The sequence below is a fragment of the Bifidobacterium sp. 7101 genome (assembly GCF_000499285.1).
Lineage (GTDB): Bacteria > Actinomycetota > Actinomycetes > Actinomycetales > Bifidobacteriaceae > Bombiscardovia > Bombiscardovia apis_A.
In genome coordinates this window covers 81,900-100,946 of the sequence record NZ_AWUN01000005.1, presented here as the reverse complement: position 1 = coordinate 100,946, position 19,047 = coordinate 81,900, and the positions used below count along the sequence as shown (strand labels likewise).

Here is a 19,047-nt window from a genome sequence, read left to right as displayed (position 1 = left end):
TGCGAAGACCCCAGTCTAGAACAGCTTCATGACATCCTCGGGCGGTTTGCGGCCCAAGTGCTCCCAGGCCTTGGAGGTGGCCACACGTCCCTTTGGGGTGCGCACCAGGAAGCCTTCGCGCACCAGGTAGGGCTCGCAGACTGTCTCTACTGTCTCGGCCTCCTCGCCCACCATGGCGGCCAGATTGTTCAGGCCCACGGGTCCGCCGTCGAAACTGTCGACGATGGCCTTGAGCACGGCCAGATCCAGACGATCCAGCCCCTCGGAGTCAATCTGGTAGAGGGCCAGGGCCTGCTTGACATCTTCAGGGCCAACCTCGGGAAGATCGTGGACTATGGCCCAGTCGCGCACACGGCGCAACAAGCGGTTGGCGATCCTGGGCGTGCCGCGGGAGCGCAGGGCCAGCTGATGGGCGGCGTCATCCCGCAGGACGATGCCCAGGACCTTGGCCGACCGCTCGACCAGCTTCTCCAGCTCCTCCTCCGGGTAGAAGTCCAAGTGGGCGGTGAAGCCGAAACGGGCCCGCAGGGGTGAGGGCAGCATGCCTTCACGGGTGGTGGCGCCGATGACCGTGAACCTGGGCAGGGTCAGCGGAATGGAGGAGGCTCCTGGACCCTTGCCCACCATGACATCCACACGGAAATCCTCCATGGCGATGTAGAGCAGCTCCTCGGCGGCTCTGGGCAGACGGTGGATCTCGTCTATGAAGAGCACCTCGCCGGCCTCCAGAGAGCTCAGGATGGAGGCCAGATCGCCGGCGTGCTGGACAGCCGGTCCCGAAGTAACGCGGATGGGTACCTCCAGCTCATGGGCGACGATCATGGCAAGGGTGGTCTTGCCCAGGCCTGGAGGGCCTGCCAGCAGGATGTGGTCCGGGGCCACGTCCCGCTTTTTGGCGGCCTCCAGGAAGAGCCCAAGCTGGGCCTTGAGCCGGGGCTGGCCGATGAACCCGTCCAGGGTTTCAGGACGCAGCTCCTCGTCGCTGACAGGCTCGCCTTCGATGGGCCTGGCCGAGACCATCCGCAGGGATTCCTCCTGGGCGTCGCCATTCTGGGAGTCGATGTATCCCGTAGAGATCTGCTTTTTAGCCATGGGTCAGCGCCCCCTGTCCAGCCGGGTAAGGGCCTGCTTGAGCACCTTGGGAATGTCGGCCGACTGTAGTGGCAGGGTGTAGCCGCCCTCGTTGCAGGTCTGCTCCACGGCCTGCTCGGCATCACGCTGCAACCAGCCCAGGGAGATCAGTCCCTCAACCACCTGGTGGGCGCCATCGTCGGTCTGAGCGGGTCCCTGTCTGCTTGCGCCGGCATCCAAATCCAGCTTGCCGGAGAGTTCGAGGATGATCTTCTGAGCGCCCTTCTTGCCCAGACCCGGTGCACGGGACAGGGCCGCAGCATCGCCGTCAGCCACGGCCTGGGCCAGCTGGTCCGAGTTCAGGGTGGCGAGGATGGACAAGGCCACGCGAGGTCCGATGCCGCTGACCTTCTGCAGCTGGGCGAAGAGGGATTTGGAGGTGCGACTGAGAAACCCGTAGAGGGTCAGCGCATCCTGGGTCAGGGACAAGGCCGTGTAGACGGTGACCGTGGACTCGGCCCGCATGGAGGCCAGATCCGACTGAGGCATGCGCACCTCGAAACCCACCCCCGAAACATCAATGACGGCAGAGCCTGTTTCGATGGCGGCCACCCGCCCGGTCAGCATTGCCAGCACTTGATCACCCCTCAATGAATTCGAACGTCTGTTCGAATCAGCTTACATGTCTCGCTGGACTCCCCGATGCTTGCCGTACCTAGCGGAGGCTTCGGCCCACTGACGCTGGGCCTGGGTCAGATGCTCCTCGCGCTCTCCGCCCTGGATGGCCCCGGCAGGCCTTAAGGCATGGCAAATCGCCTGCGCCAGAGCATCGGCTGCATCGGCGGGCTTGGGCAACTGGTTGAGCCCAAGAATGCGGGCCACCATCCGCTGCACCTGAATTTTGTCTGCCTGGCCGTTGCCTGTCACGGCCATCTTGGCCTCGGTAGGTGTATGCAGGGCCACGGGAATCCCCCGCTGCGCCGCCCCCAGCATGGCCAGTCCGGCCGCTTGGGCGGTTCCCAACACGGTGTTGTGATTGGACTGGGCGAAGACCCGCTCAATGGACACCACGTCTGGGCTGAAACGGTCCAGGGCGGCCGTCAGCCCCTGGTAGATGGTCAGTAGACGCAGGTCCTGGCTCTGTTCGGGGTCTGAGCGCACGACATCCACATGAACAAAGGAAAGCCGGCGCGATGCACCGGCTTCAATAACGCCAACGCCGCATCGGGTGAGCCCCGGATCGACGCCGAGAACGATCATAAGGTCACTCGTCGTCCAACTGGGCCATGACCTCGTCGGGGGCGGTCCAGTTGCTGTAGATCTCCTGCACGTCGTCCAGGTCGTCCAGGTTGTCGATCAGCTTGGAGACCTTGCGGGCGGAGTCCAGGTCCAGGGTGACCTCGCTCTTGGGGTTGAGGACCAGGTCGGCGGAGTCGTAGTCCATGCCGGCATCCTGCAGGGCCTTACGGACGGTGACCATGTCACCGGGGGCAGTCAGCACGGTGTAGCTGTCGCCGTTGTCCTGCACGTCCTCGGCACCGGCCTCGGCGGCCTTTTCGAAGACCGTATCGTAGTCCAGACCCTCCGAGGGGACGATGATCTGGCCCTTGCGTTCGAAGTTGAAGCTGACCGACCCGTTCTGGGCCAGGGAGCCACCGCCCTTGGTCAGGGTGGAACGGACCTCGGCGGCCGCACGGTTGCGGTTATCGGTCAGGCACTCGATGATGATGCCCACGCCGGCAGGAGCGTAGCCCTCGTAGACGATGCTCTCATAGTTGGCCGCTCCGGCCTCCTCGCCCGAGCCGCGCTTGACGGCCCTGGTGATGTTGTCCGCGGGCACGGAGGACTTCTTGGCCTTGACGATGGCGTCGTAGAGGGTGGGGTTGCCGTCGGGGTCACCGCCGCCGGTACGGGCAGCGATCTCGATGTTCTTGATCAGCTTGGCGAAGAGCTTGCCACGCTTGGCGTCGATGGCTGCTTTCTTGTGCTTGGTGGTCGCCCACTTCGAATGCCCTGACATATGTCTCCTGACGGTACGAATACGTAAACGAATGGAATTCTAGTTCTGCTCTTCGACAATTTTACGGGTTTTCAGGCCCTTCCGTGGGGGCTTCATCGTAAGGAGAACCAGCCTTCCGGCCCACCAGCCTGCCCAGCAGTCCACGGCGATGATCGGGTCGGGCTGCCAGGGCCCGGGCATAGACATCCAGAACCTGGTCGGTGACCCGCTCCCAGTCATAGTCGCTGGCCCGACGCATTCCGCACGAGGCCAGGTTCAGGCGGGCAGATCGGTCATCAAGCAGGTCCAGAACCACCCGGGCGCAGTCCTGGGGGTTTCCGGTGGCGAACAGACGCGCACTGCGCCCGTTCTGGGAGACATCCTTAAAGGCTGGCAGGTCCGAGGCCACCACCGGGCATCCTGCCGCCATGGCCTCGACCAGCACGATGCCAAAGCTCTCGCCCCCAGTCTGCGGGGCTACATACAGGCCCAGGCTGTGGTAGAAGGAGGCCTTGTCCTCGTCGCTGATCCGACCCAGGAAGGTGAAGTGCCGGGCCAATCCGGGATCGACGGCCTCGAGTATCTTCCGAGCCTCCCCCTGGCCGTCTCCCGCACACAGGAAGCGGGCTCCAGGCACGCGCTGCAGAATGGCAGGTGCGGCCTGGGCCAGAATCTTGAACCCCTTGCGCTCCTCCTTCATCCGTCCCAGGAATCCGATGGTGGGTTCCCGCTCGCTCCCCTGCCATTCCGGGCGTGGCCGGGCATTGCGCAGGGCACTGGTCTCGATGCCGTTGGGGATGATCTGGCTGGGTATGCCCGGCTCCAGCAGATTCTTGGCGTTCTGCATGGCCGAGGGGCTGACGAAGATGGCCTGGCTGATGTTGGCCAGGTATCGGCGCAGGTAGCGCCTGGTCAGCCTCAGGGCCAGCGGGGTCGAATCGAAGGCCGCATGGAAGGTGGCTACATAGGGGCAGGGAATGAAGCCGGGCCTCAAGGGCTTGTGGCTCAGGGAGGGCACCTCGGGCTCGTGCAGGTGCAGGATGTCGAAGTGGCCCTGCCTGACCCACTGACGGGTCTTGTGACCGGCCACGCCGAAGTAGCTCAGGTTGGCCACGGATCCGTTGTAGGGAATGGAGAAGGAGGAGCCGGTGGTCTGCACCCAGAGGGGCATGTCCTGGGTGCGTCGGCCCGGGGCCAGAACCTGCACCTGGTGGCCACGGTCCATAAGATGCCTGGCGAAGTCGCGGATGTGCAGTTGGACGCCGCCCGGGGTCTCGAAGGAATAGGGCGAGATGATCCCCACCCGCAGAGGCGCCTTGATGGCGTCCCGTTCTGTCTGCTCAGGCCTTTGCTCGGGTGCCTTCATGCCCGTCACCTCCCTTGTCCTTGGATGCCTGGGCCAGGATGAAGTCCGGCAGGTCGTGCATCCGGGAAAGATCCAGATCCTCGAGGAAAATCGGCTGGAGCATGTGCCAGTCCTCGGGGTGCTCGCGAATGCCCTGGGCCCACTGGTCCACCCAGGCCTGGGTCAGGTCGTTGATGGCCTGCTCCCGGGGCATGTCCAGGTAGGGTTCGATGGCGATTGGCCCGTCCACCTGGCAGACATATCCGTAGGGGGTCTTGGCTTGACGCCGGCGCTCCCCCGTCAGCCTTTCCCTGTGCATGTTCACGGTATAGAGGGGCAGACGGGCATCCAGGGCGATGACGGCAGGACCTGCGGCCACGCGAATCCAGGAGTCGAAGGCCTTGACGAAGACGCCTCGGCGACTCAGGTCGCGGTCGGCCAGCAGGGGCACCACCTGGTCAGGCTCCCGCAGCAGGGTTGTCAGACGGCCGGTGATGTCCGGCTCGCCGGTCAGCAGGATGTTCATACCCAGGCGGCGACGGATGTCCGCAAAGGTGTTGAGCATCCCCTGGTCTCTTAGCCGCTCGGCCACCGTGGTGACCTGACCGACCGTGGAGCAGGCCCAGAAGCCTGCATAGTCCCAGTTGCCCTGGTGGCCCATGCCTATGGGCAGGGAGCGTAGGCTGATGTCGGTCTTGGCCGGAGCCGGGTAGGCGTTGCCGCCACCGTGTATGCGCGCCAGCAGCTGCTCCTTCGTGCGGGCTCCCACAGTCAAGGCCTCGACGAAGTAGACGAAGTAGGAGCGCATACCCTGGCGCGAGGTGCACCTCAGACTACGACGGTCGGCCTCTGGCATGACATGGGCCAGGTTGCGCTCCAGCTGTCTGACGCCGCCTATCCGGAAGAGCCAGCAGAGGTCGGCTGCCACCAGGAAGAGGCCGCGCAACAGCCTCTCGGGCACCAGACGCGCGTGCTGCGCCAGAAAGATGAGCAGTCGATCCGGCATAGGCTCACTCGTGGTTGGGGTTGGCAGGCTGCGGGTTACGGCTCATGTCCTTGGCCACGTGGCTGATCCGCTGCCAGACAGTGACGACGCCCAGCAGGGCCAGCAGTACCAGGAAGCAGCTGAGCACGGCCAGGGGCAGCCCGGCCCCGGTCAGGGCCATGCCCACCAGAATGATGACCAGCCGGTCGGACCTGGTGGCGATGCCGTTCTTGGCCTCGAAGCCCTCCGCTTCGGCCCGGGCCCGGGCGTAGGAGGTGACGAAGGAGGTCATGATGGCGAAGAGTGCTGCAGCCATGCCCACCTGGGCCCAGATGTCGGGACCCTGGTGGCTGCCATCAGCCACCCAGGCCAGCTCGTGACGGCGCAGGTAGATGATGACCCCGGTCAGGACGGCCCAGTCCGCAATCCGGTCAAGGGTGGAGTCCAGGAAGCCCCCGAACTGCGTGCCACCGCCGGTCAGCGCGGCCACGGAACCATCCAGGGAGTCGAAGGCCACCAGGATGGCCAGGACGATGGCCCCAGGCAGAAGCCAGCCGGTGAACCCGGTCAGGATGGCTACCAGTGTGGTGCCTACGGCTCCGCTGATGGTGACACCGTTGGCGCTCACGCCCAGACGAACCAGGCCGCGGGCGATGGGGGCGATGATGCGCTTCCAGGGGCGCCGTAGATGCTCGAACATTGGTCAGTCCTGACTGCAGGAGGTGTTCGCTCGGAAGTCGTCTGCCGAGTTGATCTGGGCGCGGACCTTGATGGCCTCATTGATCCAGGCGCGGGCCTGCTCCACGGGCACACCATTGAGCTGGCTGCCATCGCGGAAGCGGAAGGAGACCGCGTTCTTGGAGACGTCCTCCTCGCCGGCGATCAGGATGAAGGGGGCCTTGGACTTGGCCGCGTTGCGGATCTTCTTGCCGAATCGATCGTCGGAGCGGTCGATCTCGCAACGAACCATGTCGTCGCGCAGCTGGTCCAGCAGGTGCTCCAGATGGGGGGCGAACTCGTCGGCCACGGGCACGGCCTGCACCTGGACCGGGGCCAGCCAGGCCGGGAAGGCGCCGGCGTAATGCTCCAGCAGGATGGCGAAGAAGCGCTCGATGGAGCCGAAGAGGGCCCGGTGGATCATGACCGGCCGCTGGTGGGAGCCGTCGGCGGCGATGTACTCCAGCTGGAAGCGCTCTGGCAGATTGAAGTCCAGCTGAATGGTGGAGACCTGCCAGGTGCGCCCGATGGCATCCCGTGCCTGCACGGAGATCTTGGGCCCGTAGAAGGCGGCGCCCTCGGGGTCGTCAACCAGCTCCAGCCCGGAGTCCTTGGCCACCTCGGCCAGGGTGTTGGTGGCCTCCTCCCAGACCTCGTCGGAGCCGACGAACTTGTTGGGATCCTTGGTGGACAGCTCCAGGTAGAAGTCGTTGAGGCCGAAGTCCTTGAGCACCTTGAGCACGAACTGGAGCAGGTTGGTCAGCTCACCCTTCATCTGGTCCCGGGTGCAGTAGATGTGGGAGTCGTCCTGGGTCAGGCCGCGCACACGGGTCAGGCCGTGGACCTCGCCGGACTTCTCGTAGCGGTAGACGGTGCCGAACTCGAACAGCCTCAGGGGCAGTTCCTTGTAGGAGCGCTGCCGGGACTTGAAGATCAGGTTGTGCATGGGGCAGTTCATGGGCTTCAGGTAGTAGTCGAAGCCCTGGCGGGTCACCTTGCCGTTGGCGTCCTTCTCCTCGTCCAGGTGCATGGGCGGGTACATGCCGTCCTTGTACCACTGCAGGTGGCCCGAGATCTCGTAGAGGTGGCCCTTGGTGATGTGCGGGGTCTGCACGAAGGAGTAGCCGTTGCGCCGGTGCATCTGCCGGGAGTAGTCCTCCATGGCGTTGATGACGGCCGCGCCCTTGGGGTGGAAGACGGGCAGGCCGGGCCCGATCTCGTCCGGGAAGGAGAAGAGATCCATCTCGGCGCCCAGCTTGCGGTGGTCGCGTCGGGCGGCCTCCTCAAGACGGGCGGTGTAGGCCTTCATGTCGTCCTTGTTGGCCCAGGCGGTGCCGTAGATGCGCTGGAGCATGGGGTTCTTCTCATCCCCGCGCCAGTAGGCGGCGGCCGTGCGCATGAGCTTGAAGCAGCGAATGTAGCGGGTGTTGGGCAGGTGCGGGCCCCGGCAGAGATCCTTCCAGACCGTGTTGCCCTCGCGGTCCAGGTTGTCATACATGGTCAGCTCGCCGCCGGTGGCCACCTCGGTGGCCTCCTCGCTGTTGATCTCGGCTTCCTTGGCCCCGATCAACTCCAGCTTGTAGGGCTGGTCGGCCTCCTCCTTGCGGGCCTCCTCCTCGGTGACCACGCGCCGGCGGAAGCTCTGGGAGGACTTGATGATCCGCTTCATCCGCTGCTCGATCTGCTTAAGGTCGTCGGGGGTGAAGGGCTTGTCCACGTCGAAGTCGTAGTAGAAGCCGTCCTTGATGACCGGACCGATGCCCAGCTTGGCGTCCGGACGGATCTCCTGGACGGCCTGGGCCATGACGTGGGTGGCCGAGTGCCGCATGATGGCCAGTCCCTGGTCGCTCTCCAGCGTGATGGGCTCGACCTTGTCGCCTTCGTGCAGGGGTGTATAGAGGTCGCGGGGCTGCCCGTTGAGGTCGACGGCGATGATGTCCTTGTCGTCAGCAAAAAGCTGGACGCCAGTCTGATCCGCCGCCACCTCCTTCCGTTCGCCCTTGACGATGATGGAGATGCTCGACTGTGTCATGAATGCCGTCCTTGCTATCGGAGCCCGCGTTACAGGGTGCAGGCTGGACATGGTTATCGTGCCACAGCCTAGGTCGTCACTCAGACAAGGAGGGGCCTTTGTTGCCCATGGAGCGCAGATAATCCTCGGCCTCACGGACCAGCTCTTCGGCGGCCGGCTCGTCCACCTGGGCCTGGTCGACATCCATCTCCAGACGGTGGACGTAGTTGGCCAGGTCGTCGTTGCAGCGCAGCAGCATTCCGGCCTGGGCCTTCCACTCGGCAGCCTTGCGAGGCAGCTCCCCCTCGTCAAGGTGAACGCCAAGCATGGCCGAGAGCCTTTGCAGCAGCTGCAGGGTGCCCTGGGCGCACTCGTCGCTACCCAGGTACTGGGGCACGGAGACCCAGATGGACTCGGTGCTGTAGCCGTCCTGTGTGGCCAGGGCATCCAGGACGGTGGGGATGCCTATGGGGCCGGAGTGGCCGTCGGTGTCGGTCTTGGGCTGGTCGCCGGCCAGGTCATCGATGGGCAGGGGCCTGGTGTGGGGGCAGTCGGCAAACATGGCGCCCAGGGTGATGACGGCCTCGGCCTCATCGTCTTCGGCCCAGTGGATGCTGCGCCGGCAGAAGTCACTCCAGTGGTAGTTGGGCTCCGGGCCCATCTCCAGCAGGAGGGTGTGGGTGTCATCAATCTGCACCCGGTAGATCTTGGTGGAGGGCCAGATGATCCGCCGCCTACCCTGCACATGGCAGAGCATGGGCCGTGACATCTGGTAGTCATAGAACCCGTCGCCCGGAATGCTGCCGATCTCGTGGGACTCGTAGACGTTCAACAGGTGGCGGATGACGTTGGTCGAGGCTGAGCACGCATCGTTCCAGCCATCGAAGGCGGCCACCATGGTGCAGTGCTGCCTGGCTTCTTCACTCATACCTCTCACCCTACCGGTAGGAAGCCTTGTATTGCGCGGCTTTGCCATCAGCGGAGGGTGGCTCTATGACGCGGCGACACGCGCTTTTTGCCAAGTGCGGAGGTCTACGCTACAGTAGTGCAACGTGCTTCGGCAGTCACCACCACGGTGAAGGTTGAATGTGCGGGCATAGCTTAGTTGGTAAAGCGCGACCTTGCCAAGGTCGAGACCGCGGGTCCGAGTCCCGTTGCCCGCTCGAGGTTTCGAGCAGTTTAACCAATACGGTGGGTTAGCCAAGCGGTTAGGCAGCGGCCTGCAAAGCCGTATAGACGAGTTCGACTCTCGTACCCACCTCTCTCTCGAAACGAGAATGACCCGGGCGGTTGGCGCAGAGGTAGCGCACTTCCCTGACACGGAAGGGGTCACTGGTTCGAATCCAGTATCGCCCACGAGGATCACTTCGGTGGTCTTTCCCAATCCGGGCGATTGGCGCAGCGGCTAGCGCACTTCGTTCACACCGAAGGGGTCGCAGGTTCGATTCCTGCATCGCCCACCTGGATCTTCTACCTCTCCCCTACCTTCCATCTAGAGACAGTTTTCAGTCAGTAATTGATGCCTACAAATCTTCTCAATTTTCAGTGATCGAATCCCTGACGATGCATAGCTAATGATTCCTCCAGCAGAAATTCAGGTAATAAATTATTGTTAGCAGACCAGCTGAGATTTACTTTTCGGGCTCGCTTTAGGCAGCCGACTCCGCTGAATTATGCACAAACCGCCCCTGTAATGCCGGTTGTCATGGCGGATGGCGAACGGAGTGTTGAGTATGTCCGGGACCTTGTGATAATTTGCTCTTAGCAACAGGTCGGGGGACCTGCCAGAAACGGGAGTACCTGATGCATCCTTGAAGAGGTGATAGCATGAAGAAAGGCCTAGGCCAATGAGGGCACGTAACTAGCCTGGCTGAATCTGCAATGCACCGCAGCTTGAGGAAACTGTGGTCTCCCTGTTTTACCTATGAAATACTTGCGTGGTCTGTATGTGTGACCACGTTCCGGTTGTCGCCAATGGCGGCGGCCGCGCTGTAAAGCTCCTCCGGCGGCACAGAAATATACCCCCCTCTCCTGCCGCCGGAGGTTTTACTTTTCAGGCCCTATTTGAGGGCCTGCAGGTACCGGTAAAGGGTGGGAATCGAAATCTTGAGCTCGGGAGCGACGATGCCCACCGCGCCCTTGATGAGGAAGATGCCCTGGTCCTTGATGTTGCGGATGATCTCCAGCCTGTCCTGCTTGGTCAGCTTGTCCATTGGGATGTTGAACTGGCGGACCTCGTCCCTGGTGATCCTGCGGATGTTCTCGGCAGGCTCCTCGCTCACGTGGCGGCGCGAGGTCTCGGTGGAGATCTGCACATCGTCGGAGTCGATCGAGGACAGGGTCTGCAGCACATGCGCCGCCTGCTGCAGCCCGGTGATGTTGATGCTGATGCAGAGCAGGCCAATGACGGTCTGCTCCTGGTTGCGGATCAGGTAGGAGGAGACGCGGAACTCATGCTTGTTCAGGCGGCGCCCACGGTAGTCGGAGACGAAGTCGGCCCCGTCCTGGTCGGCCCGTATGGCCAGTTGGAGCGTCTGGTCCGTAACCCCGTCGCCCAGGGAGCGTCCGGATAGCTGCCCGTTGCGGATGAAGACGATGGAATTCTCCGGGCGGGTGATGTCATGCACCACAATCTCGGCCATGGGACCGAAGGAATCGGCTATGAATTCTGCCAGGGGAAATACCTGTTCAAGGTTGTCTACTGTGAAATGCATGGCTGATCCTCAACATCCTAACAGGGCGGCTTGTAGCCACCGGTTGGTGCTGCGGGAAGCGAAAGGTATTGGATGGCGTGATATGGTCCATCACCTCCATACCAGCCAATCGGCCTCCTCTAATCCCGTATATTAGACCTTCTTTTGCGCACTTCTATCCGTTACATACGGCCTATTGAGGCCGCAGGAGAGCCGAAGTGCAGAAGGGATTTTCATGGTAGCGCACGAAGGCGGCTGAATCTTGCTTTTCGCAAACCCGGCCAGTCGTAACGGATTCGGTGTCGTAACGGAGCTGCTTTTTGCCAATCTTGCAGGACAGAAAGAGGCAAGATGATCGGTAATCGTTGGAAACCCAGTGATTCAGAAGCGGGGCATCAGTAGTTGGGTTCCTAGGACAAGACGCAAGAACAATGTGAGTCTGGTCACGTGTTTTGGCATCGGCTTGATCTGAAAGCGATTTTGCCAAGGATACCGAACTGGCTTACGTGGGGGCACATAATGAAATGAGTAAATAGCGGCCGGGCTGGCTGTGGGTGTCTGCCCATGGCCGGCCTGGCCGTGTTTCCTCCTCTCCCAGGCGGGGGCGGGGGCGTGCATGCCTGCCCTCGGCTTCCGCCTGCAGAAGTGTGGTGGGGGTGCGGGAGGGAAGTGTCGGCTCTCTTGGGGTTTGAGCCTTAAAGTGACACGTTCCTCCCTGCTCCCCCTATGTAGGGCCGGGGGCAGGGGGATTGATACGCCGCCCGGCCGCTCTTACTCGTGCGAAGCGTGTGACAGACTACGTTGTCCTTTTCTATGGCGGCGGGATGCCAGCACCCCGCCCATGCCAGTCATGCCCGTAGCCAGGGCGAGCAGGATGCCTTCCCCGCCGGCGCGAGGGAGCACGCCTGCAGGCAGGTACGTGTACCTGAGGGAGGTGTCCGGCGTTTGGGGTGCGCCGCCCAGCGTATAGTCAACGCTGACGGTGACCATGCCCGGCAGGTGTGCGGGCGTGAGCACGGTCACGCTGCTGCCGTCGCCGCGCGTCAGGTTCGTGCCGGCATTGCTGTCGAATTTGACGCCGGTGATCACCAGCTGCAGGTTGAATGCCACCGGCACAGGAGCCGACTTGTCGTTTGTGGTGTCGTCACCGAGCCGGCCATCGCTGTTGTATCCCCACGCGTAGGCGTTGCCGTCGCTGCCCACGGCCAGCGAATCATGGAGTCCGGCGCTGACCTGTGCGGCTTTCAGTCCTTTGCTCGTGTCGGTGGGGTTGGCGGGGTCGCGCACGCGCTTAGGAACAGGATTCACGTCACCGTACGGGCTGGTGGTGTTGTTGCCGAGCGGGCCATCCTGGTTGCATCCCCATGCCCAGGCGTATCCGTCGCTGCCAAGGGCCAGCGAATGGTCGTTCCCGGCGCTGACCTGCATGTAGGTGAAATCCTTGGGCAGGTCCGGGTACGTGTTGCGGTCAGGCGTCTTCACCCTGACCGGCGTATTCCGGTCGGTGTCTGTCCCGTCGCCGATCTGGCCATCGCTGTTGCGTCCCCATGCCCAGGCGTTCCCGTCGCTGCCCAGGGCCAGCGAATAAAATCGTCCGGCGCTGACCTGTGCGTAGGTGAAGTCCGCGGGCGCGTCTGTAGGCTTCTCCACTTTGACCGGCGTAGTCCGGGTGGCTCTCGACCCGTCGCCGATCTGGCCATCGCTGTTGTATCCCCAGGCGTAGGCGTTTCCGTCGCTGCCCACGGCCAACGAATGAAAGCCTCCGGCGCTGACTTGCACGTAGGTGAAATCCTCTGGCAGGTCTGTGGGCTTCTCCACTTTGACCGGCGTAGTCCGGGTGGCTCTCGACCCGTCGCCGAGCCGGCCATATTCGTTGTTTCCCCATGCGTAGGCGTTGCCGTCGCTGCCCACAGCCAAGGAAAAACCATAGGAAGTACTACCGTCGTATGTTGATGCGCTGACCTGGTTGAACCTGATGCCTCGGCTGGTGCTGTCAGGCGGGGTGATGGTGGTGGATTCCCTGCCCAGCTGGCTGCCCTTGTCGGGGCTGATGCTCCACGTGGTGTTCCGGCTTTCAGTCCACTTGGCGGTCAGGGTCAGGTCCTTGCTGACGGGCCTGCTGAAATCGTAGGCGACTTCGCCTATGAACCATCCGTCGAACAGATAGCCTTCACGAGACGGGTCGGGTGAGGGCCGCTTCACCTTGCCGTTCGTGACGGGGAAACTTTGGTCTTCTGGTTCGGGGTTTCCGCCGCCCGTGTCGAAGTGGACCGTGAGCGTGGATCGTGGTTCGGTGTCTCTGGTCAGTGTCTGGTCGACCGTGTACGTAAGGCTCCTGGTGAGGGGCTGGCCGTCCTGCCGACCTGTGATGAGGATGACGGCTGGACCGGGCTTACTGGGGGGTATGTCCGCCTGCCATGAGCCGTTGTTCCTGGTGAGTGTGAGCGGCTGGCTGTCCATGCTGACTGATTCCAGTGTGGGCGCCTGGGTAGTGTCGAGCCTGGCTGGCTGGCCGGGCTGGCCCTGCTCTTCCAGGCTCCACCTGTAAATGCCGCCGTTCCTGTTCAGGGCGGTGATCCTGTTGCCGGCTTTGACGGCCTGCATGTACTGCTGGTTCCCGTCGTCCGCCCGGGTGGGCTTGTTGCCCGGATGCCAGGCCCAAAGTCGGCCTCTGATATCAACTAATACCGTTTGGGTGGCGTCACAGCTTATGACTGTGATGGCAGAATGGTCGGACAAAACCAGTGTTTCTGGTTGGGTTTGTCTGTTGTCCAGATAGCTAGTCTGGCCTGTCGAGTCCAGCAGCATAAAGCCGTGATCCATGGCTGATATCTGAACAATTCGGTTGGCAAGCTTGACAGGTTGGATCTGACCGGTATCAAAAGTATCTTGCCACCAAATCCAGACTTGGCCCTTGCTATCTAAGGCGAGCATGCGATCAGCATTGCCAGCCGCCTTGATTGCTAAGGCCTGCTTAGGCAGGCTTATGGCCTTTCCTGTTGGCTCGCCCTTACTGGTCCAAATATGGACTTGACCTTTTCGGTCCGCTGCTATGAGTCGGTCGGCAGCTATGGCAATACTGGTGTAGGTCGTGGAGCCTGTGTCGAGCAGGGCTGGTGTCTCCCCGACTTTGCTCCAGGTGTAGATGCGGTGGTCCCGGCTCAGGGCCGCGTATCTGTCATCGCCAACAACTCCAGTTATGAATCGCACCTCGCCAGACGTATCTCTAGGTGATGGCACCTGAATAGGCTTCTTATCGTTTGATGTCCACGTGAATAGGCGATCATCGCCGGTCACACCGATCAGCTTGCCGTCATGGGCTTCCAGTGTGCTGAACGAGGGTGAATCTCCACTCGGGGGTGTGATGGTGATGCTGGTGCCGATGGAAGCCGGACCATGGTCGGGGCTGAGCGCCCAATCAGTCACCGGGATCCACTTGGCTTTCAAGGTGATGTCCCTGGTGACTGGGGTGCGGAAGTCCATGATCCTGCCATGCTCCGACCATCCGTCGAACCGGTAGCCGTCACGCTTCGGATTATCGGCAGGCGGCGACACCAAAGCACCGTCGTGCACAGTTACACGTTCCGCTTTGCTTCCATTAGCAGGTTCGAACACCACAGTACGAGGATCAGCAGCAGACTGGGTCCCAGCAGGTGAATAAGAGCTGGATGGCGAGATTCCCAGGGGTTGGGAAGAACCTGCTGGGGTTTGAACAGGTGAGGAGGAAACAGATGAAGTTTTCAGCGGCGAGGGGGAAGGCAGGCTAGAAGGTTGTAGATGGCTTAGGGAACCGTTATCTACCTGAGCGGTATAACGACCCCCCCCCCCTCGTTGACATCTGAGCCGGAGGCGAAGACGGTGCCGGTGGCCATGCCGGTCAGCAGCAGGGGTATCAGCACCAATGCTGACATGAGCGGCCGCAGGCCAAACCTATGCTTACGAGAACCGGCAGACGTCGACGACGAAACCACAACAAACCTCCCCAAAGGATTCAAAACGCTTGGCTTACCCAGTCCCCCGCAACCATGGGCAGCGCATGAGCAAATCCTATCACGGGGCCATGTGAGCGTCGAATCCCCCGGCAGTTCACTAAGGCTCAGCTGGCCGCCACGCCGCCCACTGCGGGCAGGGCGCCGACCATGAGCATGATGGCCACGAAGATGGCCAGGCCGATCCGGTAGATGACGAATCCCCGGTAGGAGAAGCGCGAGACGATCTTCAAAAAGGCGATGATGACGATGTATCCCAGCAGGAAGCTGACCACGGTGGCGCAGATGGTGGCCCCCCAGCCGGGGAAGGCGGCGTCCGCGTTGATGTTCTTCAAGGATTTTACCGTCTCGAGGATGCCGGCGCCGAAGACGGCGGGAATGGCCATGAGGAAGCTGACCCGGGTGGCGGACTCGCGGGTGTAGCCCAGGGCGCGGCCGAAGGTCATGGTGCCGCCCGAGCGGGATACACCGGGGATCAGGGCCAGCATCTGCCCGATGCCGAAGAGCAGGGCGTCGCGGGCGCTCATCTGGCGGATCTCCTTGTTCTGGCGGCCGTGGCGGTCGAAGTAGTCCAGCAGCAGGCCGAAGACGATCAGCACCACCACGGTGATCCAGAGGTTGCGCAGCTTGGTCTCGATGATCTTCTGGAAGAGCAGGCCCGCCACCACGATGGGCAGGGTGCCCAGAATGATGTACCAGCCTAGGGCCGCGTCATGGTCCTTGGAGCCCATCCGCTCACGCCAGGAGGAGCCGTCCTTGCCGGCCAGGCAGCGGAACCAGTGGGTCAGTATGCGGGCGATGTCATGCCGGAAGTAGAGCAGGACCGCCAGCTCGGTGCCGAATTGGATGATGGCTGTGAAGGCTGCGCCCGGGTCCTGGCCCAGCAGGCCGCCCACAATGCGGATATGGGCGCTGGATGAGACGGGGAAATACTCCGTCAGGGCCTGCACCAGGCCGAACAGAATGGCTTCGAAGAAATTCATGGACCCCTCTTGCTATGTCGGACAACAATGGCAAGCATAGCCACCGCACAGGGCAGGCAGAGCCAGGGGCCGGGCATGTCTCGCAGAATGCCCACAATGGGTCTTGTCGGAATCGACGACTCGACGATTAGGGGTGTGGATCATCATGGCCAAGACCTACAGAAAATCCAGGGGCGGGGCCCCGGCGGGATTCTTCGAGTGCGAGGGGCGCGGGCTTCAATGGCTGGGCCAGGCCCAGGCGCAGGGCGGTCCCCGGGTGGTGGACGTCTACGGCTGGGGGCCGGACTACCTGGACATCGAGGAGGTGACCTCCGCCTCCCCCACGCCTGGTGCGGCCTACCGCTTCGGCGCCCAGCTGGCCCACATGCATGATGCTGGGGCAGACCACTTCGGCTCCGCGCCCGAGGGCTACACGGGCACCTGCTACTTCGGACCCCTGCAGGATCCGCTCCCCATGGACGTGGGCGCCTGGGACGACCCGGCCACCTACTGGGCCGAGGGACGGCTGGAGCCGATGGTGGGCATGGCCATGGATCGGCGGGCCCTGAACCGCGATGACATGAAGATGACCGAAGAGGTGATCCAGGCCCTGCCGGAGCTGCTGGGCGCGGCCGCCAATGACAAGCCCGCCCGGGTCCACGGGGACCTGTGGAGCGGGAACGTCATGTGGACCAGGAACGACGGGAACACCGAAGCTGTCCTGATCGACCCTGCGGCCCATGGCGGCCACCGCGAGGAGGACCTGGCCATGCTGCAGCTGTTCGGCATCCCCTACCTGGGGCAGATTCTGGACGGCTACCAGAGCGTGCACCCGCTGGCGGCCGGCTACCGGAACCGGACCACGCTCTGGCAGCTCTACGCCATCGCCGGGCACTGCGCATTCTTCGGCGGCGGCTATGTGAGCGAGTACCGGGCCATGTGCCAGTCGCTGCTGGGCTGAGCCAGCCGACTCAGCTGAAGATGTCCTTGAGCTTGCCGAAGATCCCCTTGCGGCCCCCGACTCCGGCAGGCTTGGCGCTCTGCGGGACCTGCTTGGCTTCGGAGTCGTGGCTGTTGGCGAAGTCCTCAATCAGGCGGCGCTGATCGTCGTCCAGCTTGGTGGGAATCTGGACCAGCACGTGGACGATGATGTCGCCGCGATCCTCCCGGTTGCCGAGCCTGGTTACTCCCAGACCCTTGATGGTGATCTCCTGGTCGGGCTGGCAGCCGGCGGGAATATCCACCTGGCGCTGGCCGTCGAAGGTCTGCAGGTCAACCTGGTGGCCCAGCACGGCCCAGGTCATCGGCACAGCGATCCAGCAGTGCAGGTCCTGGCCGCTGCGGGTGTAGTGCTTGTCGGGCTTGATGGTGATGTCCACATACAGGTCGCCGGCGGCACCGCCGCCCTCGCCCACCTCGCCCTGGGAGGCCAGCCGCAGGCGGGAGCCGTCAGCCACGCCAGCGGGCACGTTGACGCCCACCTCGCGCCGGGTGCGCACACGGCCATGGCCGTTGCAGACCGGGCAGGGGTGCTCGATGATGGTGCCGTGGCCCTCGCACCGCTCGCAGGGTGCCTGGCTCATCATCTGCCCCAGCAGGGTCCGCACCACCTTCTGGGCATAGCCCTTGCCGTTGCAGACCGGGCAGGTCACCGGCGAGGTCCCCTTCTGGGCCCCCGAGCCGCCGCACTCCTGGCAGAGGCCGTAGGTGCTGATGGGGGTGCGCACCACGCCGCCGAAGATGGCGGTCTTCATGTCCACGGAGACCTGGGCCAGGGCGTCCCGGCCGGGCTGGGTGCGCGGAATGGGCCCCTGGGCGGTGCCCCCGAAGCCGCCGCCGAAGAACTGGTTGAAGACGTCGCCCATGTCGAAGGGGCTGCCTCCCTGGGAGGCCTGCGGGTCGTTGGGGTCCACGCCCGCGTCGTACATGCGCCGCTTCTCGGGGTCGGAGAGCACCTCGTAGGCGCTGTTGACCTCCTTGAACTTGTCCTCGTATTCAGGCCCGGCGATGTCCGGGTGGTACTTGCGGCTCATCTTGCGATAGGCACGCTTGATGTCCTGATCGCTCGCGCCGCGCTCGACTCCCAAAACCTCGTAGTAATCTGCCACCGATCATCCTTTTCGTTTGATGCCCTCTCGACCCATGGTTGCATGGGCCCACGATACCTATGACTTATGTCGCCGCCTTGACGCTCACGGCTCCCCGCCGCCGGCCAGGAAACCGGTCAAATACGAGGCCACGGCACGAACCGCGCTCATGGTCGCCGGATAGTCCATGTGGGTCGGGCCGATGGAGCCTACGAAGGCCACGGGCTCGTCGGCTTCGGAGCCGTCGGTCTGCCTGGACCGGGCATGCCCGTATCCGCTGGTGACCACTGAGGCGTGGGCCAGTTCAGGGGTCCGGGTCTCGGTGCCGATGGCCACGCTGACCCCATTGCTCTCGCGCGAGAGCTCGCTCTGGGCCCGCATGAGCCGCATGAGCACCACCTGCTCCTCCAGGGCGTCCAGCAGCGAGCCCAGGTCCCCCAGGGAGACGGCCTGGCTGTGGGTCAGCTGGGAGGTGCCGGCCATGTAGAGGCCGCTGGTCTGCTCCCGGGTGGCCATCTCGTCGAAGATCGTGGCCACCAGGCGCAGCATGGATTTGTCACGGCCTTCGGTCAGGGAGTCGGCCAGCATGCGGCAGCGGTCGGCGGCGCGGTCCAGGGGCAGGTCCTGGCACTGTCTGTTGATCTGGTCGGACAGGTCCGCCAGGGCGTTCGGGTCCTCCTGCAGGGGCCCGTGCAGGGTGCGCTGGACCACCCGGCCGGTGTCGGTGATGACCACCATAAGTATGGTCCCCCGGCTCAGTCCTATAAGCTCGGCCCGGCGCAGGTTGGAACTGGCCAGGGAGGGTGAGGCCACCACGGCGATCTGCCCGGTGATCTGCGCCAGAAGCTGGGCGGCATGCTGGAGGGTGTCCTCCAGGTTGACCGACCCGGACAGGAAGGCGTTAATCCCCCGGCGCTGGGCGGCGGACAGGGGCACGATGGTGGCCAGCCTGTCGACGAAGTAACGGTAGCCCTTCTGGGTGGGGATGCGGCCGGCCGAGGTGTGGGGCTGGACCAGGTAGCCCTCGCTCTCCAGGGCCGCCATGTCGTTGCGCACGGTGGCGGAGCTGACTCCAAGCTGATGATTTCTGGTGAGCGAACCCGACCCTACCGGCTCGCGAGAACGAATATAGTCCTCGACGACCGCGCGCAGCACCAGCATGCGTCTGGTATTAGGCAATGTCGCTCC

General features: G+C 63.4%; 15 protein-coding genes and 4 tRNA genes. 5 read left to right on the top strand and 14 right to left on the bottom strand.

The genetic code is table 11. The features are described from left to right. Positions 1-15: 15 nt before the first annotated feature. From ruvB to P272_RS0107025, 9 genes are all read right to left on the bottom strand, one after another. Complete coding sequence (gene ruvB / locus P272_RS0107065) at positions 16-1,092, bottom strand: Holliday junction branch migration DNA helicase RuvB (RefSeq protein ID WP_029678843.1); 1,077 nt, start codon at positions 1,090-1,092, stop codon at positions 16-18. 3 nt (positions 1,093-1,095) lie between these two features. Next, a complete protein-coding gene (gene ruvA, locus P272_RS0107060; protein WP_029678841.1) occupies positions 1,096-1,707 on the bottom strand; it encodes a Holliday junction branch migration protein RuvA in 612 nt (203 codons plus the stop codon). Between the two features lie 42 nt (positions 1,708-1,749). Continuing rightward, positions 1,750-2,331 (bottom strand): crossover junction endodeoxyribonuclease RuvC, encoded by a 582-nt coding sequence (gene ruvC, locus P272_RS0107055; RefSeq protein ID WP_029678839.1) that lies wholly within the window; start codon positions 2,329-2,331, stop codon positions 1,750-1,752. 4 nt (positions 2,332-2,335) lie between these two features. Next, positions 2,336-3,091: a YebC/PmpR family DNA-binding transcriptional regulator gene (locus tag P272_RS0107050; RefSeq protein WP_029678838.1), complete on the bottom strand. Its 756-nt coding sequence runs from the start codon at positions 3,089-3,091 to the stop codon at positions 2,336-2,338. A 61-nt stretch (positions 3,092-3,152) separates the two neighbouring features. Beyond that, positions 3,153-4,436 (bottom strand): glycosyltransferase family 4 protein, encoded by a 1,284-nt coding sequence (locus P272_RS0107045; RefSeq protein WP_029678836.1) that lies wholly within the window; start codon positions 4,434-4,436, stop codon positions 3,153-3,155. Beyond that, entirely contained in the window at positions 4,411-5,421 is a 1,011-nt protein-coding gene (locus P272_RS0107040) for a phosphatidylinositol mannoside acyltransferase (RefSeq protein ID WP_029678834.1), read from the bottom strand. Before P272_RS0107040 ends, P272_RS0107045 begins: the two co-directional genes overlap by 26 nt. A gap of 4 nt (positions 5,422-5,425) precedes the next feature. Beyond that, the gene (pgsA, locus tag P272_RS0107035) at positions 5,426-6,100 is read right to left on the bottom strand and encodes a phosphatidylinositol phosphate synthase (protein WP_029678833.1); all 675 of its coding nucleotides are present in this window, start codon (positions 6,098-6,100) and stop codon (positions 5,426-5,428) included. A 3-nt stretch (positions 6,101-6,103) separates the two neighbouring features. After that, positions 6,104-8,149, bottom strand: a complete 2,046-nt coding sequence (thrS, locus tag P272_RS0107030) for a threonine--tRNA ligase (protein ID WP_029678831.1) — start codon at positions 8,147-8,149, stop codon at positions 6,104-6,106. Positions 8,150-8,225: 76 nt separating this feature from the next. After that, positions 8,226-9,056, bottom strand: a complete 831-nt coding sequence (locus tag P272_RS0107025; RefSeq protein WP_029678830.1) for a PAC2 family protein — start codon at positions 9,054-9,056, stop codon at positions 8,226-8,228. 162 nt (positions 9,057-9,218) lie between these two features. Between P272_RS0107025 and P272_RS0107020 the strand changes: the two genes are divergently transcribed. The 4 genes from P272_RS0107020 to P272_RS0107005 all read left to right on the top strand — a co-directional run bounded on the left by P272_RS0107020 (position 9,219) and on the right by P272_RS0107005 (position 9,588). Continuing rightward, positions 9,219-9,291: transfer RNA gene (locus P272_RS0107020), tRNA-Gly, on the top strand. Between the two features lie 27 nt (positions 9,292-9,318). Then, positions 9,319-9,389: transfer RNA gene (locus tag P272_RS0107015), tRNA-Cys, on the top strand. Positions 9,390-9,412: 23 nt separating this feature from the next. Further along, a tRNA-Val gene (locus P272_RS0107010) sits at positions 9,413-9,484 on the top strand. Between the two features lie 31 nt (positions 9,485-9,515). After that, positions 9,516-9,588 (top strand) — tRNA-Val (locus P272_RS0107005). A gap of 600 nt (positions 9,589-10,188) precedes the next feature. On the opposite strand, the gene P272_RS0107000 is transcribed toward P272_RS0107005, so the two are convergent. The 3 genes from P272_RS0107000 to P272_RS0106980 all read right to left on the bottom strand — a co-directional run bounded on the left by P272_RS0107000 (position 10,189) and on the right by P272_RS0106980 (position 15,793). After that, positions 10,189-10,842, bottom strand: a complete 654-nt coding sequence (locus P272_RS0107000) for a helix-turn-helix transcriptional regulator (RefSeq protein ID WP_029678829.1) — start codon at positions 10,840-10,842, stop codon at positions 10,189-10,191. Between the two features lie 750 nt (positions 10,843-11,592). Beyond that, on the bottom strand, positions 11,593-14,394 hold the full coding sequence (locus P272_RS08920; protein WP_052323229.1) for an RCC1 domain-containing protein: 2,802 nt from the start codon (positions 14,392-14,394) through the stop codon (positions 11,593-11,595). A gap of 523 nt (positions 14,395-14,917) precedes the next feature. Continuing rightward, positions 14,918-15,793, bottom strand: a complete 876-nt coding sequence (locus P272_RS0106980; protein WP_029678827.1) for an undecaprenyl-diphosphate phosphatase — start codon at positions 15,791-15,793, stop codon at positions 14,918-14,920. A gap of 145 nt (positions 15,794-15,938) precedes the next feature. Between P272_RS0106980 and P272_RS0106975 the strand changes: the two genes are divergently transcribed. After that, entirely contained in the window at positions 15,939-16,733 is a 795-nt protein-coding gene (locus P272_RS0106975; protein WP_029678826.1) for a fructosamine kinase family protein, read from the top strand. A gap of 10 nt (positions 16,734-16,743) precedes the next feature. Here the strand turns inward: P272_RS0106975 and dnaJ are convergent, their stop codons facing one another. Continuing rightward, positions 16,744-17,880, bottom strand: a complete 1,137-nt coding sequence (gene dnaJ / locus P272_RS0106970) for a molecular chaperone DnaJ (protein WP_029678824.1) — start codon at positions 17,878-17,880, stop codon at positions 16,744-16,746. Between the two features lie 84 nt (positions 17,881-17,964). Next, positions 17,965-19,038 (bottom strand): heat-inducible transcriptional repressor HrcA, encoded by a 1,074-nt coding sequence (gene hrcA, locus P272_RS0106965; protein ID WP_155805038.1) that lies wholly within the window; start codon positions 19,036-19,038, stop codon positions 17,965-17,967. Positions 19,039-19,047 lie beyond the last annotated feature (9 nt).

Coding starts and splice junctions, on each gene's coding strand:
- ruvB (WP_029678843.1), bottom strand. CDS start 1,092: ATGGCTAAAAAGCAGATCTCTACGGGATACATCGACTCCCAGAATGGC.
- ruvC (WP_029678839.1), bottom strand. CDS start 2,331: ATGATCGTTCTCGGCGTCGATCCGGGGCTCACCCGATGCGGCGTTGGC.
- P272_RS0107050 (WP_029678838.1), bottom strand. CDS start 3,091: ATGTCAGGGCATTCGAAGTGGGCGACCACCAAGCACAAGAAAGCAGCC.
- P272_RS0107045 (WP_029678836.1), bottom strand. CDS start 4,436: ATGAAGGCACCCGAGCAAAGGCCTGAGCAGACAGAACGGGACGCCATC.
- P272_RS0107040 (WP_029678834.1), bottom strand. CDS start 5,421: ATGCCGGATCGACTGCTCATCTTTCTGGCGCAGCACGCGCGTCTGGTG.
- pgsA (WP_029678833.1), bottom strand. CDS start 6,100: ATGTTCGAGCATCTACGGCGCCCCTGGAAGCGCATCATCGCCCCCATC.
- thrS (WP_029678831.1), bottom strand. CDS start 8,149: ATGACACAGTCGAGCATCTCCATCATCGTCAAGGGCGAACGGAAGGAG.
- P272_RS0107025 (WP_029678830.1), bottom strand. CDS start 9,056: ATGAGTGAAGAAGCCAGGCAGCACTGCACCATGGTGGCCGCCTTCGAT.
- P272_RS0107000 (WP_029678829.1), bottom strand. CDS start 10,842: ATGCATTTCACAGTAGACAACCTTGAACAGGTATTTCCCCTGGCAGAA.
- P272_RS0106980 (WP_029678827.1), bottom strand. CDS start 15,793: ATGAATTTCTTCGAAGCCATTCTGTTCGGCCTGGTGCAGGCCCTGACG.
- P272_RS0106975 (WP_029678826.1), top strand. CDS start 15,939: ATGGCCAAGACCTACAGAAAATCCAGGGGCGGGGCCCCGGCGGGATTC.